Annotated in this window: 19 protein-coding genes and 1 tRNA gene; 14 read left to right on the top strand and 6 right to left on the bottom strand. The window is 42.7% G+C overall.

What is annotated here, in order from left to right:
- The first annotated feature begins 6 nt into the window (after window positions 1-6).
- Entirely contained in the window at window positions 7-1,266 is a 1,260-nt protein-coding gene (locus HY811_01680) for a hypothetical protein (GenBank protein ID MBI4833516.1), read from the top strand.
- A gap of 1 nt (window position 1,267) precedes the next feature.
- Here HY811_01680 and HY811_01675 read toward each other — a convergent pair whose 3' ends face one another.
- Window positions 1,268-2,596 carry a M20/M25/M40 family metallo-hydrolase gene (locus HY811_01675; protein MBI4833515.1) on the bottom strand — a complete coding sequence of 443 codons (1,329 nt, stop codon included), beginning with the start codon at window positions 2,594-2,596 and terminating at the stop codon, window positions 1,268-1,270.
- Window positions 2,593-3,234 (bottom strand): endonuclease III domain-containing protein, encoded by a 642-nt coding sequence (locus tag HY811_01670; protein MBI4833514.1) that lies wholly within the window; start codon window positions 3,232-3,234, stop codon window positions 2,593-2,595. The genes HY811_01675 and HY811_01670 overlap by 4 nt, the downstream gene beginning before the upstream one ends.
- 94 nt (window positions 3,235-3,328) lie before the next feature.
- On the opposite strand from HY811_01670, the gene HY811_01665 reads away from it, so the two are divergent.
- The gene (locus HY811_01665) at window positions 3,329-4,390 is read left to right on the top strand and encodes a hypothetical protein (GenBank protein ID MBI4833513.1); all 1,062 of its coding nucleotides are present in this window, start codon (window positions 3,329-3,331) and stop codon (window positions 4,388-4,390) included.
- Between the two features lie 488 nt (window positions 4,391-4,878).
- A complete protein-coding gene (gene lpxK / locus HY811_01660; protein MBI4833512.1) occupies window positions 4,879-5,910 on the top strand; it encodes a tetraacyldisaccharide 4'-kinase in 1,032 nt (343 codons plus the stop codon).
- Window positions 5,911-5,975: 65 nt separating this feature from the next.
- Here the strand turns inward: lpxK and HY811_01655 are convergent, their stop codons facing one another.
- Genes HY811_01655 through HY811_01645 form a run of 3 tightly spaced genes read right to left on the bottom strand, consistent with a single transcriptional unit; the run spans window position 5,976 to window position 10,322 of the window.
- Window positions 5,976-7,931 carry a HEAT repeat domain-containing protein gene (locus HY811_01655; protein MBI4833511.1) on the bottom strand — a complete coding sequence of 652 codons (1,956 nt, stop codon included), beginning with the start codon at window positions 7,929-7,931 and terminating at the stop codon, window positions 5,976-5,978.
- 6 nt (window positions 7,932-7,937) lie between these two features.
- Window positions 7,938-8,960, bottom strand: a complete 1,023-nt coding sequence (locus HY811_01650) for a zinc-binding dehydrogenase (protein ID MBI4833510.1) — start codon at window positions 8,958-8,960, stop codon at window positions 7,938-7,940.
- Window positions 8,961-8,966: 6 nt separating this feature from the next.
- Window positions 8,967-10,322 (bottom strand): HEAT repeat domain-containing protein, encoded by a 1,356-nt coding sequence (locus HY811_01645; protein ID MBI4833509.1) that lies wholly within the window; start codon window positions 10,320-10,322, stop codon window positions 8,967-8,969.
- Window positions 10,323-10,553: 231 nt separating this feature from the next.
- Here HY811_01645 and HY811_01640 point away from each other — a divergent pair.
- From HY811_01640 to HY811_01625, 4 genes are all read left to right on the top strand, one after another.
- Window positions 10,554-10,627, top strand: a tRNA-Val gene (locus HY811_01640).
- Between the two features lie 43 nt (window positions 10,628-10,670).
- Complete coding sequence (locus HY811_01635; GenBank protein ID MBI4833508.1) at window positions 10,671-10,910, top strand: GIY-YIG nuclease family protein; 240 nt, start codon at window positions 10,671-10,673, stop codon at window positions 10,908-10,910.
- A 68-nt stretch (window positions 10,911-10,978) separates the two neighbouring features.
- Window positions 10,979-12,538: a long-chain-fatty-acid--CoA ligase gene (locus HY811_01630; protein ID MBI4833507.1), complete on the top strand. Its 1,560-nt coding sequence runs from the start codon at window positions 10,979-10,981 to the stop codon at window positions 12,536-12,538.
- 4 nt (window positions 12,539-12,542) lie between these two features.
- Entirely contained in the window at window positions 12,543-13,328 is a 786-nt protein-coding gene (locus tag HY811_01625; protein ID MBI4833506.1) for a 2-oxoacid:ferredoxin oxidoreductase subunit beta, read from the top strand.
- A 76-nt stretch (window positions 13,329-13,404) separates the two neighbouring features.
- On the opposite strand, the gene HY811_01620 is transcribed toward HY811_01625, so the two are convergent.
- Complete coding sequence (locus HY811_01620) at window positions 13,405-13,704, bottom strand: hypothetical protein (GenBank protein MBI4833505.1); 300 nt, start codon at window positions 13,702-13,704, stop codon at window positions 13,405-13,407.
- Window positions 13,705-13,835: 131 nt separating this feature from the next.
- Between HY811_01620 and HY811_01615 the strand changes: the two genes are divergently transcribed.
- The 7 genes from HY811_01615 to HY811_01585 all read left to right on the top strand — a co-directional run bounded on the left by HY811_01615 (window position 13,836) and on the right by HY811_01585 (window position 25,053).
- Window positions 13,836-14,381, top strand: coding sequence for a 2-oxoacid:acceptor oxidoreductase family protein (locus HY811_01615; protein MBI4833504.1), 546 nt, complete (start codon window positions 13,836-13,838; stop codon window positions 14,379-14,381).
- Window positions 14,382-14,471: 90 nt separating this feature from the next.
- A complete protein-coding gene (locus HY811_01610) occupies window positions 14,472-16,865 on the top strand; it encodes a HEAT repeat domain-containing protein (protein MBI4833503.1) in 2,394 nt (797 codons plus the stop codon).
- Between the two features lie 404 nt (window positions 16,866-17,269).
- Window positions 17,270-17,782, top strand: coding sequence for a hypothetical protein (locus HY811_01605; GenBank protein MBI4833502.1), 513 nt, complete (start codon window positions 17,270-17,272; stop codon window positions 17,780-17,782).
- A gap of 17 nt (window positions 17,783-17,799) precedes the next feature.
- Complete coding sequence (locus HY811_01600) at window positions 17,800-20,436, top strand: hypothetical protein (protein MBI4833501.1); 2,637 nt, start codon at window positions 17,800-17,802, stop codon at window positions 20,434-20,436.
- Window positions 20,437-20,478: 42 nt separating this feature from the next.
- Window positions 20,479-21,063: a hypothetical protein gene (locus HY811_01595; protein MBI4833500.1), complete on the top strand. Its 585-nt coding sequence runs from the start codon at window positions 20,479-20,481 to the stop codon at window positions 21,061-21,063.
- Between the two features lie 24 nt (window positions 21,064-21,087).
- On the top strand, window positions 21,088-23,658 hold the full coding sequence (locus HY811_01590) for a tetratricopeptide repeat protein (GenBank protein ID MBI4833499.1): 2,571 nt from the start codon (window positions 21,088-21,090) through the stop codon (window positions 23,656-23,658).
- Between the two features lie 15 nt (window positions 23,659-23,673).
- Window positions 23,674-25,053: a tetratricopeptide repeat protein gene (locus tag HY811_01585; GenBank protein MBI4833498.1), complete on the top strand. Its 1,380-nt coding sequence runs from the start codon at window positions 23,674-23,676 to the stop codon at window positions 25,051-25,053.

Raw genomic sequence — 25,053 nt, 5'->3', positions numbered from 1 at the left:
TTTGTTATGAAAAATATGCGCTACATTTTATTATGTATTTTCCTGGCGGTGTTTTTTGCCGTTAATCCCGTGGAAAGCCCGGCAGAAACCACGGCAGGGGCTACCGATGCCGAAACCGGGTTGAAAATAGTTAATTTCTCCCAGGTTAAAGCCAATGATAAAAATACTATAAATATTGCACTAGATTCGGATTTGCCGTCACAGACCGTATTGAACGTGTATATTTTTTCCAAAGTCTTTTCAACGGATGATTTCACCTTTAAAGAAAGCAGGGTTGTTGGGCCTCATCGAGCTGAGCTTGATTCAAAAGGCGAGTGTAAGCTGGATATATCGGATTTCAACTGGGAGCTGCCCGCCGGGGTTTATTTCATTAAAGTTGAAATTCCTAAAAAGCAGAGAAAGAATATAATTCCCAAACTGCCCGCCAACAGGTTTGATAAAGTCATTATCCAGCAGACAATCACAGTCGGCGGCGAAATGAACGAGGTTGTTGGCTCCAATAAGCGCCAGTTTGAAGACATCAAGAAAATTATCGCCTTTTACGAAAAGACTATCAAAGATCTCAATGCTTTTATAGAGACTTTCCAGGCTAAGAAATTTGATTCGCAAAAAGCCGCATTCAAATCCTGGTTTGATAAAACAGATGCGCAACTTTCCGATGTTATGCAGAAAGTTAATCTTTCCTCATACGAGAGTTATCCCGGTTGTTACCATGCCGCCGCTTCTTTCTTGAGGGATATCGGCACCGTTATTCAGAATGAATTAACCAACATGCGTGTTTCCGTTGAGGGCGGAGGAAAACCTTATCCTGATGAGCAGAATCCTCATGCCCCCAACAAGCTTACGGATGACAGGGTTAAGCTGGGAAAAGTGGGGTCTTTCGCGATGTTTGAAACCGTATTCGAAATGGTCAGGATGCTGGAATATTATACGGAATCCGTTAATGTCTTTTACGGGAAAATAAAAACTAACTCTGAGCGGGCCAAATTATGGGAAAAAGATGCCGGGCGCCGCCAACAGAATATTGCCGAATTCAATAAGTATTTTGCCGAATTCCAGAAAAACTATCCTTCCGAAGAATTCCAACCTCTTTATAAAATAGTAGCTGATTATTTAGAACTGACAAAGAGTAATATAGAAACTTACAATACTATTTTTAAAGAGGGTGATAAAACAGGCGAATTGCAGAATACCTTGAAAGCGAACTCCGATAAAATGGCCGGATTGTTTGCGAATGCTCTGGAAATACTTAAAAGTAAGAAATAATTCAGCTCCCGGCGGCGCTTGCGAGTTCGTGCATTATTTCCGCAATGCATTCTATTCCCATCCGATAATCATCCAGCCGGATATTTTCATTGGGTGCGTGGATGCTTGAACTGCTGTGCCCGACCCCCAAAGAGAAACACGGCATAAGCGACGTAAAAAGATACATGGGGCCGGAAGCAGCTGCCAGAGGCTCGACCATTACGGGTTTTTTATAAACACGCTCCTGCGCTTTCCTGACAATTTTAAGGTAAGGAGTGGTTAAAGGCGTTCTGGCCGGGGGGTATCCCCTGAAATCATGTATTTCGATATCATTAAAACCATATTTATTCAGATGATTTCTTAATTGGTTTAAAATATCCTTGGGTGTCATATCGGGAACAAGCCGGAAATCTATCTTAACCGATGCCTGTTTGGGCAGGACCGTTTTATGCCCCGAACCCTGATAGCCGGAAGTTAATCCGTCGATATTAAGCGCCGGCTCGTAGAAAAACCTTTCCTTTAGTTTAATCCCGCTTAACCCTTTTAAAAAGCCGTTGATTCCCCACTGGGCTTTCTTTTCTTTTTCGTAAAACATAAATTTAGCGATTGTATTTTTATCAAGCCTTCCGGGTTTTATCGTCTTGTCATAAAATCCTTTTATCAGGATGTTTTCATTGCTGTCTTTAAGGCTGTTCAATGCCCAGATAAGCCGCCATGCCGGATTTTTCACGATTACCCCTTTGGAAGAATGGAGGTCATCCTTGGCCCCGCGCGCCACCAGTTCTGCGTGGCAGATGCCTTTGCATCCGAGCGATAAATCCGGGTTGTCTTTTTCGTCCCGCCCGCCGGATTCCCAGATGCACATATCCGCTTTTATCATCGCGCGGTATTTATTGATAAAACGCGGCAGGGTGGGGCTGCCAATTTCTTCCTCGCCGTCCACCACAAACTTTACGTTTACCGGCGGCTTTGCGCCCCTGTCTAAAAATGACTTGACCGCGGACAGGCGGGCAGTCAGGTTTCCTTTGTTATCCGAGCTACCGCGGGCGAAAAGCTTCCCGCCTCTTACGGCAGGGTTAAACGGAGGTGAAATCCATTTTTCCAATGGTTCAGGCGGTTGGACATCGTAGTGGTTATAGAAAAGCAGGGTTGGTAGTTTCTTATCGATTATTAATTCTGCATAGCAAATTGGGTTACCTCCGCAATCAATTATCTTTGCCTTGAGCCCCAAAGAGGTGAATAGCTTTTTCAGGAACCGGCAGGCTTCTTTGATTCCCGTGCCTTGTGCCGAAACGCTCGGTATGGAAAGATATTTCTTTAGGGTTTCCAAGGGCCATGTTGTATTTGTCATCTTTCTACTCCTTTTAGAGGGCATTTATCGCATAAAGGCTTTGTTTTCTTGCAATATTCTTTTCCCGTTCGGACAATCAGCGCGTGGTATTCGTTGAATAATTTAGTGTCATTTTCCAGGTTGTCCTCAAAGAAAGCTTTGATTTCGTCATAGGTGGTTTCTTCAGGGATAAGGCTGTGGCGGGAAAATATCCTGTATGTATAGGCATCCACCACAAAAGAGGGCTTTCCTCCTGCGTATAAAGCGATTGAATCCGCGGTCTCCGGCCCGATTCCCTTGATACCCAAAAGCTCCTCGCGCAACGATTCCAGGCTGCTTTTGGAAAGCTTTTCCTCGTCCCCATCGTAAGTCTCCACAAACCATTTTATGAAATTCTTCAATCTTATTGCCTTGATATTATAATAGCCTGCCGGGCGGATAAGCTGGGCCAGCGTTTCCGTATCCAAGCCGTATAATCCTTTTGCGGTCATTAAGCCTTCGGCCTTCAGGTTCTTGATGGCCTTTTCCACGTTCGACCAGTTGGTGTTCTGTGTCAGGATTGCCCCGACCATTACCTCAAACGGCGTTTCACCGGGCCACCAGTGTTGCGGCCCGAAATGCTTAAACAGCCTTTGGTATATTTCCTTTAATATCTTCATTGATTATGCCGATTAAATAAGATGGTATAATTAAAAATTTATACCATAAAACAGGCTTTCTTATCAACAAAAACTATTAATTAAGGAATCTATTATGAAAAAAACTATCTTCGTTATAGTCTTATTAATGGGAACTCTTTGCTTATTGACTGATATTTGGGCGGAAGGCACCCCGATTAAAATAGGGAATAGCGACCTTTCCCCCGGCGGTTACGTCCACTTGCGCTACAGCTATACAGAGGAAGATACCGCCGCCGATACTCCGGACACGATGGAAAATATCCGGGCGCATCTCTTCCTAGACGGTAAAATCGCTACGGATGTCACCGGTCGGGTTGAATATGATTTTTATAATAATACCCTGCTTGATGCCAGGTTCACTCTTTCCCATATCCCTTATACGGATTGGGCGGTAACCGTGGGGCAGTTTAAGATTCCCTTTTCTTTCGCCGCCGATGTTGCCGGGACACCGCTCCAGGAAACAATCAGGAGTCCATTGATTTATGAACCATTGACACCGACCCCTCTGGCGACCTTCAGCGACCGGGAACTCGGCGTCATGGCGCAAGGGCTAATGCTCGATAAAAAGGCGTCATATGCAATAGCCGTTTTCAACGGTAACGGGATAAACACCACCGATGACAGCGACCTTAAAGACCGCATGTTCCAGATAAGGATGCTGCCCTGGAAGGATGACAACGACTCTCCCTTAAAACCCATGGAGTTCGGTGCTGCCTGGATAACCGGCTACGAAAGCGACCCCAACCCGTTGAAAATCGGGGTAAACCAGCGTGACCGCTATGCCTACAGCATAAAATATGAATTAAGCAAGATAATGATTACCTACGAATATTTTTCCCAGATGCTTGACGTGACGGGCACGGATAATATCAACAGCAAATGCTGGTATCTGCAACTGACCACAAACCAAACAATAGACTTCTTCGGGAAAAACCAGGTCATCCGCCCGATAGCTTGTTACCAGTATTTTGACCCTGATAATAATATCAATAATGACGAGGTTAGGATGACGACATTCGGCTTTAACTGGCAGATGAATCGGGCCGTTCGTTTTATGTTAAATTACAACGATATCAGGGAAGATATCAAGAACATGGATAAAGAAACCCTGATTCAGATGGAAGTCAGGTTCTAAATAATTCCGCCTGTTAAACAACCTTTCGGTTCAAGATTATGCTTGACAATCCCCATCGGTATGTGTCTAGATTTTCGGTGGTAAACATAATACTGAGGAGAGCCGTTCGGGGTAGCTCTTCGAGCCGCTTGGGATAACTTTTGGAGCCGTTTGGGATAGATTTTAAAGCCGCATCCCCACCCTACCCCGTATATAGAGGGGCACCCTAAGACTCATTTTAACGCATTTCCACCCGCCTGACGGCGAGGCAGGGAATTCGGAATGGCGGATGCGGAATTCTGTTCTTCCGTTCTTAGGTTCTTTAGTTGCGTTTGCGCAGCCAGTAAACACTACCGCAAAGGCGCAAAGGATGAAGAGAAATATTCGTATATATGTGTTCTTATTCGTGTGCATTCGTGTTTAGTTTATACTATGCAAATATAAAAGCCAAATAGAATTTTCTTCTAATAGTTTACTTTAGAAGAACCTTTTGATAATATGTCATCCGTATGAAATCTATTAAACTGTGGTGGTATAATATCGCGAGCGGGCGAAAGCTGGGTTTTTTTGACCTGGTTATGCTTACCGCGTTCTGGCTTGTCTCTTTGCTCTACCGCTTTATTCTTTTGTTCAGAACGTGTTTATATAAATGCGGGCTTGTTAAGCCCGTCAAGCTCGCCGTTCCGGTAATCAGCATCGGCAATATTACGGTCGGCGGGACCGGCAAAACCCCGATGACCGAATACCTCGCCAAGTACTTTGCCGATAAGAATAAAAAAGTCGTCGTTCTTTCCAGGGGATACGGCTCTGTGGGAGGTTCAGGCGATGATGAGAAATTATCAGTTTCATCCGATAAGGTAATCCGCCTGACCGGCCCGAACCGCGCCAAGCTGGGGAAGGAAGCTGTTGCCAAATATTCTCCGGATGTAATTCTTTTAGATGACGGATTCCAGCACTGGCGGCTGGCGCGCAACCTGGATATCGTGATGATAGATTGCCTGAACCCATTCGGCAACTGGCACGTTTTTCCGGCCGGAACCTTGCGCGAACATCTGAACGCTTTGAGACGGGCCGATATTTTTATACTGACCCACACGGATTTGGTTAAGGATGAGCATCTTTTAAGGATGACGAATCTTTTAACCGCTTTGGGCAAGCCCGTGATGAAAACCATCCATAAGCCGGTTGGGTTTATTTCGCCTGAAGGAAAAACCGTTCCCCTTGCTGATTTAGCGCATAAGAAATCCTTTGCTTTCTGCGGCATCGGCAACCCTGATTCTTTTAAGCTGACGCTTGAGAAAGCGGGTTTGTCTCTTGCCGGCTTTACGGCATTCCCGGACCATTACCGCTACACAGCGGACGATATAAGCAAACTGTACGAACACGCCAAAAACTCCGGCGCTGAATGCCTTGTCACCACGAGGAAGGATATGGTGAAAATTCCGATGACCAATAACCAATCACCAATTATTTACTCCCTGCAGATAGAGCTGGCGATTACCGAAGGAAAAGAAAAGCTGGAAGAAAAACTTAATTTCTAATAAGTTAAAGAGTTTTTGGCGTTCTTTGTGTTCTTTGCGTCTTCGTGGTGAAGTAGTTTTATCCGTTATTTTTTATCCGGTTCTGGAGGCACTTCCGGGATTTCAGGCAGTTCGATATCTTCCGGCGGTTCAATGTTTTCCGGCGTTTCCGGCTTTTCCGTTTCCTTGGGCTTTTCTACTTCTTTTGGTTTTTCGTCGCCGGTTACGGTTGCCTTTAATGGCGGGGCAAATTTGGTTGCCCTCCTTAAAAACAGCACCGCAAAACAGGTGTCCCAGGTCGCTTGTACATCCCAACTCCCATTTTTTTTCTGCTTGCCCAGCAGATATTTCGCCCCGATTTGGTACCAGTCGTTATTGGCGAAAAAGTCGGTTTCGCTCAGGACCCCGGCGCGTTCCAGCGCATAGAGGTAATAATAATGCCATGATTCCCCGTACTTGGGATTTTCCTTAACGGTGAAGTTTTTCCCAAGCCATTCCTTGGCGTTTTTTATTGCGCGGTTATCCGATGTCTTTTTGCCGAGTTGTTGCATACAGATTACCAGTGCGGCCAATCCGCCCGCGGTCATGCTGCCGTGCCCGGTTCCCTGTGCCGCCTGGTAGCTCCAGCCGCCGTCCGCGCTTTGGCTGCGCAATAAATTCGCTTCCGCATCCTGCCAGGCTTCTTTGGGGATTTCTATTCCCGCCTTGGCGCAGGCCCAAAGCCCGAGTATGGCGTATTGGGTGTTTGAATTATCCCAGCTGTTCGGGTCGCGTTGCTGGCGGGGAGGGACTTTGATTTTCAGCATAGTCTTCTTAGTGTTTTTAGCGTATTTATCTTTTTCCGGTTTCTTTTTATCGTTCCCGGTGATAGTCGGGGCAATCATATCTTTATCAGGCAGGGCGGTGCCGTAATGCCAGTTGCCCTGTTTGGATTCGTTTCCCAAAAGCCACATGGCGCATTGGGCTATGCGCGCCTGGTATTTTACCTTGTCCAAATCGGAAAGCACCAGCGCTATCAACGCCACATTATAGGTCTGCGCCAGTTGCTTGGTAAGGATATGCTGCAGGGCTGATTTCATCACCGGAGTATCTGGTGAGCATCCCGCGTGGAGCAAAGCGTAAAAGGTCAGTTCGCATTCGTTGGTGGCGGTAATATTGGTGGCGGCTTTATCCAGCAGGTAGTTTTTTGCTTTGTCGATGGCTTTATCAATTTCTTCTTGTGAAACCTTGCTTTTTTCCCGTTCTTTCCACCATTCCTGCCATTCTTTCTGTGCGTTTCCGTAGTTTTTGCCGACTATGGATTCAAGTGCTTGCAGGATTTTCTTTTTGACATCTTCGCGCTTTTCCGTTCCGGTTAATTCAATCAGTTGCGGGACGATATCGTAATCGCCTGTCGCGGCGAGATGGGCAATGACCGCAAAGGATATTTCTTTTTCGGCATCGCTTATCAGGGAGATTAAGAGAGAAAGAGTGTGTTTTGCGGGTAATTTCTTGAGAGCTTCTATTACCGCCAGGCGTATTTTAACGTTTTTATCCTTGGCCATGGCGGATAAAGACGCCACCGCTTTATCCTGCGACCCGACAAATCTCCCGAGAGTTTCAATCAACCGTAGGCGTGTCGTTTCATTTTTTGCCGTTTCGCATTGTTTTATTAAAGTATCCGCTGATTCGTTATCATAAGAAGCCATGTATAAACAATTTATTGCCGCCGCCACAACTTCTTTAGCGGTTTCTTCTTCGAGTACTTTTACGAGCAGCATGACTGCTTCTTTCCCGCTTTTGGGTGAGGTAAAGTTAAACCAGCAGGGTGTAATCAGGTTTATGGCTTCAATGCGGTTTTGGGGTAGTTTGGAGGCATATTGTCTTGTAAATGAAGCTTTGATTTTATCCCAGTCCGAAGGCGATATTTGTTCGTTTAAAACCTGCGCCAGGCACTCCGTACCGAGCGCGCTCAGTGCGAGGCAGATTGCCCCGGTAGCAATGAAACAAAAGGCCGGTAAGATAATGAATAACAACAAATATTTCTTTTTCAGGCAAAACATAGCTTTTTACGGCATTACCACCGCCCGGATACATTCTCCTTTGCGCAAGGTATCAAATGCCTCGTTTATTTTATCCAGCTTGAATTTATGCGTAACCAGGGGTGTTACCTGTACCTTGCCGATACGCACCATTTCTATCAGGCGTGGATAATCAACCGGCCTGCAGCCTAACGAGCCGACTATTTCCATCTCGAAAAACATGGTCTTGGCGCCGGAGATAATCATGTCTTTATCCGTGTAACCGACTACACAGAGCCGACCGCCTTTTTTAAGGGAGTTAAATGCCATGGTGATGGTTTTGGGGTTGCCGATGGCTTCAAAAGCGATATCCACTCCGCCGTTGGTGAGTTTCCTGATATCTTTGGTGGCATCCGGGCTTTGCTGGGCGTTTAAGGTGTAGGTCGCGCCTAGCTTTTTTGCCCATTCCAGCTTTTTATCCATGATATCAACGGCGATAACGGTTGCGCCAGCCGCCGCGCTTAACTGGACTACATTGATGCCGACTCCGCCACAGCCGAAAACTGCCACGGTATCACCGGGTTTCACCTGTCCGCGGTTCTTGACCGCGTGATAGGGCGTGGAAATAGCATCGGCTATGATGCATCCTTCTTCCAGCGGTATTTCCTTGGGCATTATAAAGGCATCCTTGGCGGGCGCTTTGACGTATTCCGCATAGGCGCCGTCAATATGGTTGCCGAACATTATCATGGTCTTGCAGATGTTTTCTCTACCGATGCGGCAGAATTCGCACGTCCCGCAGGTGAGGACCGCCGGTAAAAGCACCCGGTCGTCCACTTTTAGGTTCTTGACGTTCGCGCCAGTTTCGGCCACCGTGCCGGCGGCTTCGTGCCCTAAAATCATGGGCGGTTTCTTGACCGTGGGAACGCCGTGGTCTATATAATGTAGGTCAGTATGACACACCCCGCAGGCGGCCACTTTTACCAGGATATCATCCGGACCGATTTGCGGCTTCGGGTATTCTTCGATAGTGAGCGGTTTCTTTTCCCCGTGGAATACGGCAGCTTTCATTTTAAATTACCTCCCCTCCATACTATTAAACTCTTCTATAAATGCCATTAGAAATTGTATCATAGCTATCCGGTTTTGGTTCGGTTGGTTTGTATCTTCCTGAAGCATCAGCTTAATAACCGACTGTAATTGTTCAGGGGTAAATGACTTTCTTAATTTGTCTATAACTTCCCTGTTTCCCCCTCCGTTTTGAATAAACTCCTCGATTAATTTTCTTATTTCGCCTTCCGAGTTATCTTTTTTAAGTTTGCTTAGGACAAATTTAGCCCGCATCCTTACTTCCGGGTCTGGGTTTTTCTCCAGGGTTTCATTGAGCGGTATAATAACCGGTTCGCCGATATCGATTAATTCTTTTGTCGCCGTTTCCCTTGTTTGCCAGTCATCATTGCCAAGCTCGCCGATTAAGCGGGCAATATCTTTTATAAGGTCGTCCGGTATTTTCGGGTCAAGTTCCCATCCGGTTACAAGAGACCCGCCTTCCAGGATAATATAGCGCCGGTCGGAAAGGATGACTTTTTTATCTTCTTTGGAAAGGATATCCAGGAGGTCGTTTTCTTTAAACGACTTATCCGGGCGGTTGGAAAAATCCATCCATTCTCCGTCCGACAATGGCTTGGGCTGGCGGACGGATAAATCGGTAACCGGTTCTTTGCTGATACATATAATCGATGTGCTGTCGCCTTTCAAGGTCTTTTTATAGCCGGCGAACTCATCGCTAAGTCGGACAATTTTTTCTTTATACTTGTCTCGGGAAATATTCAATATCTCCAATCGTCCTTTAAAGCGGATTGTTTTAATGTCATTGAAATTACGCTTAATCCGCTCGCTTAAAAGTTCCAGGATAAGAGAATCGCAATCTTTAAGGGTAGAAAGCGTAACAAGCCCTTCCAGGCAGAAATCGATTTCTTTCCAGAATCGTATAGTGCGTTCTTTTTCGCCAGGGTTTTCCGGCGCCTCGAATTTGCGGGTAATCACCTGTTGTTGGAACCGGCGGGAAAGCTCATCTTCAAAAAACTTCCGTACCCATCGCCCGCTCAGTTGTTTCCCTTCTATTGAGGAAATAATTGCGCTAAGTGATTCCATTGATTTAATCTTTAATGATTCAAGCGATTCTTTGGAACCAGACTTGGATTCATCCAGCGAATTCCAGAATGTTTTTAGGCTCTTGAACTCGGTTGAATTTACCATTGCCCCCAGGGAAGGGACGGCAGTTCCAATTTCAGGTTGTTGAAAGTCTGGTGACTCCCAGATTATAATATCATCTTCCTCATTTTCCATGTCCTGGGCGTTTGCCGGATAGCGGTAGAAAAGCAGGATTGCTATAATGCAGAAAAATAGGCTGAAAGCAATCTTTATTTTCACGAGTGTTCTCCGCTTTATTTATTTGCCCGAATATAACATTTTTATCTTTATAATGCAAGACTAAATGATAAGAGCAAGTCATTTTGTATTGACCTTGGAGTATATATTTAGTATAAATCTGGTTAATAAAATTTGGGCAGTTAGCTCAGCCCGGTACCCGCCCGACCGAAAGGCCGCGGTCGTTCGGGCGGGGAGCACTTGGCGTATAGGGTGTTTAGAAATATAACATACGGACGATTAGCTCAGCTGGCTAGAGCGCCTGGATCACACCCAGGAGGTCAGAGGTTCGAATCCTCTATCGTCCATTTAATATAATTGTGAAGTTACGGATGAATCAGGAACGTGTTTGTGTTTACAGTATATGTTTTACAAGATGAAAAGAATAGGTTTTATAAAGGAATGACAAATAATCTTCTGAGGAGATTATCCGAACATAAATGCGGTAAAACAAAAACTACCCGTAATATGAAAATAATTAAAGTCGTTTATACCGAAGAATATAATGATAAGATAGAAGCGCATAAAAGAGAGTTGTATTTAAAATCCGCTGCTGGCAGAAGATTTATAAAGAAAATGTTGGGTGGTTAGTTTATTCATTCTTTTCTCTAATCTATTTGGCATAATGAATCCTCTACTGCCCATTTTAGTATAAAAATATGAGCGCATCTTGGTTGAATTTAGGACAGATATTAAAGGTTAATGCAGTCAAATATGCGGATAAAACCTGCCTTAAGGATGCCAAACGCAAGTTTTCCTATCGCCAGACTAACCAACGTGTGAATAAGCTTGCCCATGCGTTGTTAAGCCTGGGGTTGAAAAAAGGTAATAAGGTTTCCGTCCTTCTGGAAAACTGTGTGGAAATAGTGGAAGCATATTTAGCCTGCGCCAAAACAGGCATTGTCATTAACCCGATTAATTTTCGCCTTACCTCAAATGACGTTGCTTATATCACGAATGATGCGGATTCACGGGCTTTTATCGTCGATGAAGAATTTATTCCCATGGTTGAATCAGTCCGCAAAGAAATGCCTAAAGTAAAAGATTATATTTCTGTCGGCAATAAAACGCCCGGTGGATATAAAAACTACGATGATTTCATTGCGAAATTTTCGGAAACAGAACCTTCGGTGTTATATGATGTCAAACCCGAAGACACCTGGGTATTGCTTTATACTTCCGGGACAACCGGTAGGCCCAAAGGTGTGGTCCGCTCCCATGAATCTTATACTGCTTTCTACCTGATTAATGCGGTGGATTTTGGCTTTACGGAACATGATATTTGTTTTAATGTCATGCCGTTATGCCATGTGAATTCAACTTTCTTCTCGTTTACATTTACATATATCGGTGGGGCGATTTATATCCACCCGGCGCGCCGTTTTGACCCAAAGGAAATATTGGAAATTATCCAGCGCGAAAAAACCACGTTTATTTCCCTTATCCCGACTCATTACAGTATAATACTAGGCGTTCCGGAAAAAGAACGTTCCGAATATGACGTCAGTTCTATAAAAAAACTCCTGTGTTCTTCTGCGCCTGCTCGCGGTGAAATAAAGAAACAGATTATGGGTTTTTTCAGGGGCGTGGAACTTTACGAAGGATACGGTTCAACTGAAGCGGGAATCGTTACGGTTCTAAAACCTCACGAACAGATGGTAAAGCTTGGCTCTATCGGTCGGGAATCCTGCGGGACGGATTGCATTAAGGTGCTGGATGAAAACGGGAACGAAGTCCCGGTCGGAGAAGTCGGCGAACTTTACTCGCGCGGGCCCATGCTCTTTAACGAATATTATAAACTTCCGGAAAAGACCGCTAAATCATTCAAAAACGGATGGTTTAGCGCCGGAGATTTAGTGAAGAAAGATCAGGACGGCTATTATTATATCGTCGATCGTAAAGACAATATGATAATCACCGGTGGCGAACATGTTTATCCATCTGAGGTGGAGGAGACGATTGCCAGGCATCCGGATGTGTTTGACGTGGCGGTTATCGGAATCCCGGACGATAAATGGGGCGAATCCGTAAAAGCCGTGGTAATTTCCAAAGAAGGTAAAACAATAACATCAAAGGAAATAATCGATTTCTGCCGCGATAAAGTGGCCGCATATAAAAAACCCAAAAGCGTAGAGTTTATAAAACAGGCGGAAATGCCGCGTACGGCCAGCGGTAAGATTCTCCATAGGGAGTTGCGTAAAAGGTACGGGACGATTTAATTATATGAAACAACAATTAGCAAAATATTTTCGATGGGAATCTTTTCCAACACCTTTCTGCAACGGTTGCGGGCACGGGATTCTTATGAAGCTTCTTATAGAGGCCGTTGATGAATTGAAGCTGGATTGGAAAAAAACGGTTTTTGTTTCCGGTATTGGTTGTGCAGCCTGGATACCGTCCCCTCATTTTTCCGCGGATACCATGCATACTACACACGGCAGGGCAATCGCCTTTGCCGCCGGCATTAAATCATATAACCCGGAACTTAATGTTATCGTGGTTAGCGGAGATGGTGATTTAACTTCCATCGGCGGTAATCATCTGATCCACGCGGCCCGGCGAAATATCAGGATACCCGTTATCTGTGCCAATAATAATATTTACGGAATGACCGGTGGGCAGTTTGCCTCGACCACTCCGCTCGGAAGCCGGACAGTCACGACTCCTAAAGGCTCAAGCGAGCCGCCTTTTGATCTGATGAAGCTGGTTATCGGCGCAGGCGCTACTTACGCTGCCAGGGCCACGGTCTGGCATTATAAGGATTTATTAAAATATATAAAAACTGCCATTGTCCATTCGCTCGAGCCGAAAAAAGGCGGGTTTGCGTTTGTAGATGCCGTAACATATTGCCATTCGCAATACGGTCGGCGCAATAATTACGCTTCTTCAGTTGAAATGCTGCGGGATTTAAGGGGAAAATCATTCCGGGCTAAAAGCAGGGAAGAGCTTTTCTTGCCTCCGCCTGACGCCAAAAGAAAAATAGTCATCGGCGATTATACTGCTTTTTAGAACTGTTTTTTTATAATAAACCATTAAAAAAGGGAGGCGGTAATTTGCCTCCCTTTTTATGTTGTAATTACAGCAGTTATTTAATTACGGTAACCGTTCTGGAATAAATGCTGAAACCTCCGAGCAACCAACTTACCACGGCGTCAATGACGTTGTACCGGGTTTTTATGGTGTAATCAGAAGCATCACCGGCCATTTTAGCGGTATCAACTTTATTGATATCAACAAAACCCCATACTGCGTACCATTGTCTCTGTTCGACTTTTTTGCCGTTTGTGGGTGCGCCTTTGCCGACGATGTGCGTATGTGTTACGCAACCGACCAGTGCGACCGTGAATAAAGCCAGTACTACCAGGATCAGTACTTTGTTCGCCATTTATTAACTCACCCCCTCTCTTATTGTGTATAATAATCGACTATAATTATTTCTTTATGCCTTTTTGTCAACTATTTAATAAAAAAAAATAATATTGACCTGGAAGTTTTTTTTTATTATGATAGATAATCATGAAAACAAAAACAGTTTCAAAACGCCTTGAAATAAAATTCGGGGGAATCGGCGGTCAGGGGGTTGTTTACGCTGCCAACCTTTTAGGGGCAGGGTTAAGTTATAAAAAAGGTTTTGTGTCGGTTTCGGCCAGTTATGGCCCGGAAAGCCGTGGAAGCCTGACTTCTTCAGAGGTCGTTTATTCACCTAACCCGATAGATTATCCTTATACGGAAAAGCTTGATGTTTTAGTTTCTTTGCACCAGAATGCGCATGAAAAATATTTAAAAGATATCAAAGATAACGGTTTTGTCCTTACGGACAGCTCTTTGGTCAAGAAAAGTTCCCCGGCGCAAAAATTGTACACTATCCCTGCAAGCGAGATTGCCCAGAATCAGCTTGGCGACGCGACCATGGCGAACCTGATTATGGTTGGCGGCCTCGTAAATATCACAAAAATTATTTCTGTCGCCCAATGCTTTAAGGCACTGAAGGAATTCACATCATCGAAGTTTTACGATATTAACCGAAAAGCATTGATGATTGGGTTGGATTACACCTTCTAACACGATCGGCCAGAAGCCAGTTATTTGTTGCTTTTCCGCAAGAATTAAGGTATTTTACATAAATTATGAAATATTAGATAGGAGAACATTATGAAACAACTTCTTATAAGATTTTTACTCTGCTTGATTCTTTTACATTTACCCTTCGGGTTAAACCTCCCCTTGCATAGCCAGTCCAAGGTTGATATTGACAGCCTTAAAAAAGAGATACGGGGCGCTAAAGATGAATTAAAAAAAATAGGGGTATTTGAAAAAATCAAGCAGGTCAGCCATCAGTTAAGCATCAGCGATAAAATAGAAATTAGCAAAGAGCTTGTCATGCTTTTGAGCGATTCCAGTGCTAATATAAGAAGCATTACCGCAGTTCAGTTGGGTGAACTTGGAGCCAAACAATACACCGAAGATATTGCCGGGCTTTTGGATGATACGAATGTCCTAGTGAAAACAGGCGCCACGATAGCATTGGGTAATTTAGGCGCAATGGAATATTCTCAGAATATCGCCGGATTTTTAGCTCATAGAGATGCCGGATTAAGAGGGACTGCGGCTGAAGCTTTAGGCAAACTTGGTGCCGTTGAATACATAAAGGATATTACGGCTTTATTGGGGGATAGCGATTCATCGGTTCGTGACAAAGCCACCAAAGCTTTGGTGAAGTTAAATGAAAGTCGCCCTAAAAAAATACCGGATGAGCCGTCACTTTTGTCTGAGGAAGATAAGGTGTGGCGAAGTGATAAATGGGGTTTTAAGGTGACTTTTCCTTCTGATTGGAATGTGGATATATTAGATAAATCTGAAGGAATACTTGTTGCCAGATTCTCGGATAAGCCTAACGGTATTTCCGGACTTATCGCCAAGGATTATTCTGAAAGCTGGGCGGATGAATATCTTAAGGGTGTTCTTGAATCACTCAAAGAAGATGGTGGGCTAGAAGTCGTCGTAAAACCAAAAGGTAAATTAGCCGCAAACATGGTTTATATATGCGATATAGAAGGGACTAGTTATCAATACTATGTTCGTGTGGTAGATGTTGATGGCTCTAAGCTAAGGATTGTATTTTATTGTTCAGCAAAACTTTATAATAAATACGAAGATCTTTTTGCCCGATACGCCGAAACGCTGGAAGGCATATCCGCGGCAGTCAACAAAAATGTAAAAACCAAGGATAAAACTTGGACCAGTGAAAAATGGAGTTTTGAATTGACTCTGCCTTCCGATTGGAAGATGGACATTTATGATAAAAAAGACGGAGTTAATATCGCTAAATTTACCGGGAAAAACGAAAAGATAGGTGGTTATATCAAAATACAGGATTGGTCAGGCGGTTGCAAGGAGTTTATTAAGTCAATAATTGACAGCGCAAAAGATTCGGAATCAACGGTTAAAGAAGTTGAGGTGTCAGGAAACGAAAAGAAAGCCAGTGGGATTTTTACCCAAAAGTCAGAAGATGTTAAATATTATTACTACATATATGCGATTGGGGCCGGTGAGACGAAACTTTGGACGGTTATTTGGTGTGACGAGGCATCTTTCGACGAATACGAGGACGCGTTAAAAAAATACGCCGGGACGCTGAAGGCGGTAAATGGTTCTTCTGACGATATAGAAGAGGATACCAAAGTTTGGCGCAGTAGCCGCTGGGGATTTGAAATTTCACTGCCTTCCGATTGGGAGATAGATATCTTTGACGAGGATGAAAATGGCCGGATAGCTAAAATTTCCGGTGATTCAGATGCGGTTTACGGAAGTGTTTACCGGGAAAAAAGTGACGGTCGTGCAGATGAATATTTGGAAGAATATCTGGATGCTCTTAAGAAAGAATATAAGATCGATATGATTACGGAGCCAAAAGGTAAATCAGAGGCCACAGCCGTTTTTATCGGGGAAGTAAAAGGAGCTTCTTATCAAAATTATGTCAGAGCTATAAGTTCCGGCGAAGAAAAAATACGGGTATTTTTTAATTGCAAGACTGATCAATACGATAAATATGAGAAAATATTTGCTGAATGCGCAAAGTCTTTAATATTATCGATTTCTTCAGGGGTACAAGAAGATGCTGGTGACACCAAGATTTGGCGTAGCAGCCGCTGGGGATTTGAAATTTCACTGCCTTCCGATTGGAAGATGGATATATTAGAGAAAATCGACGGTATCATGACTGCCAAGTTTTCAAATGAGGAAGAAGGGGTTTACGGGCTTATTGCTCAGGAAGACAGCGAAGAGGATTGTGATGAATATTTGTCAGGCCTGGTAGAGCAAGGAGTAAAAGACGGCACCAAGGAAATTATTTTAAAGCCGGAAGGAAAAACGGATGCAACTTTGGTGTATACTTACGATATAGAAGGACTAAAATATGAATATTATATGCGTGTTATAGATGTTGCCGGTATCAAGCTGAGACTGGTTTTTTATTGCAAAAAAAGCGTTTACGGACAATACGAGAAGATTTTTAAGAATAGTGCCAAAAGCTTTAAAGTATGGTAATTGCAATTAATCATATTTGGATTGATAATGATTTTTAGGTTAAGACTAAGTTAAAGTCGTTTATTGGCATTTCTAGCTGGTGATTTTTATTTATTCTATGCGCTCGGAATCCAGGGTAATTGTTGAAGGTAAGCCGTGAAATAGTAAATCCGATATACATAGAATAAGGTGATAAAACTAATTGGTAAGCCGGATGTCTGTAAATACAAACTTCTCCATTCTCAACCCCCTTGAATTATATTTAATAGCATATGTTTTAAGAGGTTATGCCCGATTTTTATTAGCAATGCTAATATGTTTTTATTTTACGTTTTTTCACTTTTTTCAGTATGCAACGCAATGGCATATTTGTTGCTTCGAAACAATAGTGCATAATTTATAGTTTTATGCGTCAATAAGAAAATATGGTGCGAGTTTTATTGATAACCGGTAACAAGGATTATATCGACCTTTTTTCTCCATTGAAGAAATGGGGTTATAATGTCATAATCGCTCATGATATAAGTGAATGCAAAGAGTTGTTGCGCACGGCCGAATTTTCCTTGGCGTTTATAGATATTGAAAATAATGTAACCCTACCGTTATTTTTACAAGCATTCCAGGAATTACGTTTTTCTTTGTCACTCATCGGTTTAGCCAGTCTCTCTAAAGATAAACTCAAGCATTTTTTAAACGCCCGCAATATCTCTTTCGATGATTTTGCTTTCATCTTATACCGTCCATTGGATTTGGACGAACTGATTTTTGCTATCGAAGAGGTGATAGAAAAAAATAATGAGAAATCGGCTGAAGACGAAAAACCATTAAATAGGCAGGACCGTGAAAAACAGCTGCTTAACCGCCGGCGCCCGCTTGAAAACAAGAGGCTTGCCCGGTTTCTTGAAACTAGCCTGAAACATGATTTTTTTGAGGACTAATTAGCGTAAAACATAAAATGATTGCGAATAACCAGATTGAAATAGTATCACAACAGCAAAGAATAAAATCCAAGCTTAATGATTGGCTGTTGGAAATAGTCCAGGAACGGGATACGTATCAGGCGCAGTTAAGCATCCTGCAGGAAGAAAATAAAAGCTTATACTGGCAGATTTCCCAGGCCGAAGCTGGCTACCTGAAAAGCGTGGACAAAATCATGGAACAGGAGGCATCTTCCTTAAACCGTCGGATGGAAGAATTGCTGGACGCTTTGCATTGGGAAGAAAAGCTTTACGGTGAAAAGCAATCAGGAATAAAGGCGGAACAGGAGAGCCTGGCACAGGAGGAGCAACGTCTGCGGAAAAAGCAAAAACAACTTCATGGGCTAGAAAGTGAAATTAACGAAAAGGAAGAAGCTCTCAGGAAGCTTGTTCAGGATAGGCATTTATTGGATGTGGATATTGAAACCAAACTTAATGAAAAGCAAAAGCTATTAGAAGCGGTTAATTACTTGGAAAAGAGCGAACAGCCGCAATGCGAAGAGAAACTGGCCAAGCTGAAAAAGGATATCGAGGAAACCACGATAAAAATAGACCAAAATCGTGGGCTTTTAGTAAATACCGAAGAGGAGATATTCGCATTGGATAAAAAGGCGAAAAAATTACCCAAGCGCATACAAAACCTTGAGGAGGCTATTTCCCGACATGAATCAGATCTTCAAAGCCTGGTTAAGCAGTCAACTTTGATGGAGGGGCAGCTGAAAACCAAGGGAGTGCAGAAAAAAGAACTGCTGGATACGGTTAAACACTTGGAAGATGTAGAAATTCCGCAGAGAGAATCCATGTTAAAAGAACTGGAAAGCAAGGTTCTTGCACAGAAAACAGAAAACCAGCAATTTCCCGGTAAACTTAACTTAATAAACATCCAATTAAGCGCGAAATTATCCGAAAAGCAGAAACTACTGACTTGGATCATGCGGCTTGAGGAAGAGGAAATTCCCAGGCAAGAAAACGCTTTCACCAAAATAAATGGTGAAATCGAAAAGATGCAATCTACTCTTTCACGCCAGAGCCGTTTGCTGGAAGAAACCGAGCAGGAGACAGGCGTCCTGAATAATAAAATAAAGGATTTATCGGCGCACATCAGCACAATTGAAGAGCAAAATATCCAACAGATAAGCAGGTATAAGGAATTGGTAAGGGAGAATTCTATATTAGAACACCAAATTTACGCTAAAAACATCGAGATTAAAAAACTTTCCGAAGAAATCAGGCGCCTTGAAAAGGAAGATCTCCTTCAGCATGAGGCCAAGGTAAAGGAAGCAGAAACAATGATTGCGGAAAAGGAAAAGATTCGCCTAGGGTTAGGTGTGCAGCTGGAGTCTGTGAACAACCAGATAGCCGGTAAGTTAACCGAAAAAGAACGGATAACCGAAGAAATAAAGCGTCTGAGGGAAATAGAATTACCTCAAAAAGAAGAGGAAATAAAAAAGCTGGTGACGGTAATCGAGCATCTGAAAAATGAAACCAATGAAAAATGTGCGGCGATAGATAAAATCACCAGAGATTTGCCTACGGAAAAAGCGAAGTTAGAAGAACTCGAAGGTAAAGAGCGTGTTTTGGCTAAAAAACTACAAGAACTTTCGGCTACGCAAAAAGAACTGAGTGAACTTTCGGCCCAGGTGGAATCTAATATTTACCAGAAAAACGCCCAACAGGCAGAATTAAGCCGGAAAATCATAAAGTTGGAATCGGAGATACGGGATAAAAAAGAACAGCTGGATAGAGTCCACGATTCGATAACCTGTATGGAGGAAAGAAAGTCTCAACAGGCGGTATCATATAATAAGCTTGTTTCCGAAATACTATTACTGGAAGCCCAGGTTCGCGATAAGAGCTTTGAGGCGCAGAAGCTGGCGGATATGGTTAGGCAAATTGAAAGCAAGGAATTGTCGCCTCAAGAAGTAAAACTTAAGGCATTAGAGGAGGAGAAAGCAATACAGGAGGGTATAAAAAAAGACCTAGTGGGAAAGCTAGTAACCCTTGATGCACAAATCAAAACCAAAACAGATGAAAAACAGAAAATCCAGGATGCGGTCAGTAATTTTGAAAAGAAAGGATTTACCCAATCACAAGAGGAATTGAACCGACTTAAGGATGAAACGAAAAAATTATCCGAAGAAGCGGGGAAGAACGAAAGCGCACTTAGTAAATTAGAAGCGGAGATAACGGAAAAGGCGGATAACTTGCAAAAACTCCAGGAAAAAGAATCGCAGATAAAAAAAGAAACACTGAGAATAAAAGACGAACAGAAAAAACTTACCAGCATGCTGGCTGATTTAGGGTCTGCGATTAAGGAAAAGAAAGCTCTTCGTGACGAGTTGATGAGAAAAATAACTGACTGGCAATTTAAAATAATGTCGGAAACCGAAAAATATAATCAGATGCGGTCGCCGTTGGCATTGCTGGATGAGAAAATTTTGCAGCAGCAGCTAGCTTTAGAGGGGATTTCGGATGATTATTTGCAAAAAAAAAGGGAATTGACCCGGATTAAACCTTTGATTTCACTTCAGGCATGGCAAACCATTTTTATGGTTTCGCTGGTGGTATTCATGCTGGGCATGTTGAGTTTATTCCTCTGGCATGCGTTTTCGTAAGGAGTGATAAGTATATATTAACTGGTTATGGAGAACGATAAAATGGATAATTTTTCGGATACTGATATGCCTAAAAGAGAGTTGATACCGGACGATGTCCGCAGCCGCTTGAACGGGTTGGCCAAAAAGCTGGACGAAGAAAGGCAAAACCTAGACGAAGTGCGCTTATTGCGCGAGGCTGAAGTTAAGGCATTGCAATCGGAATTGGCTAAAAGGGATTCCGCATGGGAATCTGAAAAAAAACTGCTTCATCAGGAAATAAATAAATGGAAAACCCAGTATGAAATATACCAAAAAAAAGAAGAACAATGGAACAAAAAGCAAAGCGAATGGGAAAATGAGCGTAACAAATGGGAGACCCAAACCCAGTTTTATTATAAAGACGATATCCAGCGGCTTGAGGAAAAAATAAGAACTAAAGAAAAGGCATGGAATCTTGAAAAAGCGGCACTGGAACAAACCGTAAAGAAATTAGAAACCGATATTCAGGATTTAAAAAGAGACCATGCTTTAAAGCTCCAGGAAACAGAAACCCAATATAAGGAAATAATGAACAAAGAAATAGCGGACATCGAAAAGATGTTAAATAACGCCTGTGATTCCTGGCACAAAAAGAAGATAGAATAAAAGTTTATCTAATAAATGACAAATATGAAAAATCTACAGGAAAAAGCAATCGCCACTTATCAGAAGGTGCTGGAGCATAATCCTGATCATAAAGAAACGCATAGGGATCTGGGGATTGCTTACGCGGAAAAAAGTGATTATGAAAAAGCTTTAGTTTGCCTTAATAAAGCGCTTGAATTAGGCTTAAAGGATGCGGAAGTTTATTATTATTCCGGTATATCATACAAAAACCTAGGGTTGATTAATAAAGCGTTATCGAGTTTCAAAAATGCTTTAGCGTTTAGAACTTCTACCGGACAATCCGTCCGGGTTTATGCTGAATTAGGAAGGCTATATTTTGAAAATGGAAATTTAGACGAGGCGCTTTTTACCCTGCAAAAGGCTAATCAGCTTAATCCCAATGACTTGGATACATGTATCAATCTGGCTCTGGCTTGTGATGAAAAGGGATTGTTGGAAGAAGCCGCTTCATGGTATATGAAAGCCATTCTATTGAAACCGGACCATTCAGTTGCGGCGGAACTTTCAGCTAACCTTGGATTAGTTTATCTTGTGCTTGGAATGAACGACGAAGCTTATAGCACCTGCAAGCAGGCGGTTGTTTATGCGGAATCTACTGGAACCGCTGTATCCAAGGATGAACACCCGGATATGCCGGAAAAGCAAATTAGCCCTCATGCTGCTTTGGCATATGCCGTCATCGGTGCGATTTGTTTAGTCCGCGGCGCATACCACGAGGCAGTCAGTGCATATGAAAAAAGGCTGCAATTGATTAGTGACGATATTTTGAGCATGCATCATTTGGGGATAGCTTACCAGCGTAATGCCCAAACCAGGCAGCTTTTGTCGGTTTGCGAACAAAAAATCGCCCAAATTCCAGATAACCCTAATCATCTTTTAACTATGGCTAAAATATATCTTTCACTGGATAATTATGATGATGCGGTAAAAATACTGGAAAGGCTGATAAAATCAGCCCCTGAAAATTACCAGGCTTACTATTATTTGTCAAGTGCGTTTGAGCATAAGGGGGAACTGGAAAAAGCCTTAAACCAATACCAATATTTCCTCAATAGTAAGCCCAAGCTGGGTATGCAGGATTATCTTAAATCAGCCCAGTTATATCTTCAAAAAGGTTCAGATCTTGAAGTGGCTAAAGAGTTTAAAAAAGCGATTGAGGCAAATATCGATGGCGTAAAGATTACTCCGCATAATATTGAAAGCTACCCGATTTTAGGCAATGCTTATATGGAATTAGGCCTGCCGGAGGAAGCTATTGCGATTTACAAAAAAACACTGTTGTTTAATCCAAATGACAGCCGTTCGTATTTTGCTTTAGGCGCGGCGTATCTGGCAAAAGGATTATACAGCGAATCTATGGAGGCATATACCAGAGCATACCGGATAAGCTCTGTTTCCAAGCAAACATCCATCGCGCTTGCCCAGGTTTATCTTTCACAAGGTAATTATGAAGAAGCCATTAGCGTATGCCTTAAAAGATTAAACATTGCCCCGCAGGATATACAGGCCTATTTTATCCTTGGGAAAGCGTATAAAAACCAATCCGCTTATGATAAAGCTATCAAGGTATATGAGAAAATAATAGAGTTGAACCCGGATAATGCCGAAGCCTACGGCGATTTAGGCTCCATTTATTCGATGCAAAACCTCTTGGAAGAAGCTGTTGCGCATCTCAAAAAAGCCGTGGCATTAAATCCGCAAGACGCCAAATCATTTTATATATTAGGGAAGGCGTATAAACAAAAAGGGTTAACTAAAGAATCTTCCAACTGCTTCCAGAAAGCGAGCGACCTTAATCCGCAATACAATCAAAAAGTCGATGCTCAGGGTGATTTTGAAGAAGAAGTCCATCAAACCATCACAAAATATAAAAAGGAAATAGAGATTAATCCTAATGATAAAGAGGTATGCAGGAAACTGGGTGTTATTTATAACCAGAACGGGTTGTATGATGAGGCAATTTATTATTACAAAAAACTCGTCAAGCTTGATCCGAACGATATGGATGCTTACCTGAATCTGGGAGCGATTTATACTGCGAAAGGGGAAAACGGTACGGCTATGGATTATTATGAGGATGTCACAAAACGGCAGGCGGGCAATCCCGATCTTTACCTGGCTGTCGCTGAAACATATTTCCAACAACAAGATTATAGTAAAGTAATCGGGTATTGCATTCCTTTGGCGGATAAAGAATACAAGATGCCTTTTTCTGTTAAAGTGCATAAGTATTTAGCCGAGAGTTACCGCCATCTTGCAAAATATCATGAAGCCGTTAAAAGTTACGAATGGTTAATTAATGCTAAAGCGGTAGACGCTTCAGTTTACGAGGGATTGGCCGAATGCTATAAAACTGCTTATACTGTCCAGGAAACGGTTAGTTATATCAACAAGCTTTTCGAGAAAACTCCAATGGATAGTCGTCTTCATAATTGGTTGGCCGGAATTTATTATGAGCAAGGGAAATACGATGAAGCCATTGATTCATACCAGAGGGTTATTTCGCTTGAACCGGAAAATGCCGAGGCGCATGCGCGTTTGTCCATGATTTACTTGTTGAAATCAGAAAAATAGAAGGATATAAATAAAATGCCATCGGTTTTTAAGAACGAATATTTGGAGCAGGCTATCGAGCTGGGTCAGAAGGCGTTAAAGTTGAATCCGTCCAGTTTCCAGGCTCATTTTGCGCTCGGGAGGGCGTATTTAAATAAAGGTGATTTTGACCAGAGCCTCAAATATTTAGAAAAGGCTTTAGCGCTTAATCCTCCGCCCGATGAAATGGAGAAACTATATTTTTATCTCGGGCTGGGATTATTTAACAAGGGTTCTATTTACCATGCGCTGGACTGTTTTAAAAAATATGCCGAATACAACCCGGCATTGCCCGAACCTTATTTTTATATGGCGACATGTTACCGTGAGAAAGAGGAATATGACAATGCAGTCGCCCTGTACAAAAAGGTTATTACCCTTGATCCAGCGTATGAATACGTATATAGCGCTTTGGGATCGGTTTACATTCTTCAGAATAATTATCAGGATGCGATTGATGCTTTCCAGAAGAATATTCAGATAAACGGGAAAAACCAGCGCGATTTATATTCGCTTGGGACTTGCCATTTAGCCTGTAAAAACTATGATGAAGCAATTAAGTGTTGGAAAGAAATTTCAACTATTACCCCATTAAGCGAATGGGTCCTGATAGGGTTAGGCATAGCGTATTATTCAAAAAATTCATTTGAACAGGCGGTTGATACTTACAAACAGCTACTGGAAAAACAGAGTGTCGATACGTTAAGCCATCATCGCCGAGCAGCCGACAGGATACTTTTAAATTTGTCCCGTGAAGTCATTACGTCACATGGCAAAAAGAATTTTACCCTGCGTTCAGATAATATGATGCATTATTATCTTTTAAGCATCATCTACCGTATGCAGGGCTCATATGACAAAGCCATAGAAATATGCGATAAGTTACTTGAAATCGACCCGAAAGATAACCTGGCATCTTTCTTGTTAGGGGAGTTTTACAGCGAAGAAAAAGTTTATTTGCCGTCATCGATTGATGCCTACAAGAAAGCCTTTGATGCGGATAACCGCGATACTGAGTCAGCCGAGAAGTTGATTAAAGGTTATCTTGAAAATAAAGAGTACGATTTAGCTCTGGTGTATACCCAAAAAGCATTAACAGCTAATCCGGATGAGGCGGTGATTAATTTTCTTGCCGGATTAGCCTATCTGAAAAAAGGGTTGCCGTATTCCGCCCAGCCGCTCCTGGAAAAAGCAATGGAGTTGGATAACACCAATCCAGAGGTGTTTTTATATCTGGGAGATGTGTATATGTCATTAAAAAACAGCGAACTGGCTCAGAGTTCCTGGCAAAAGGCAATTAACATCGAACCGGAAGGACCCTATGCCAGCCAGGCCAAAGGCAGATTAGAAACAAACAGCATAAGTAAAGAGAAATAA

This window comes from Planctomycetota bacterium, assembly GCA_016207825.1.
Lineage (GTDB): Bacteria > Planctomycetota > MHYJ01 > JACQXL01 > JACQZI01 > JACQZI01.
The sequence above is the reverse complement of the archived record's forward strand: the minus strand, read 5'-3'. Positions and strand labels throughout refer to the sequence as shown.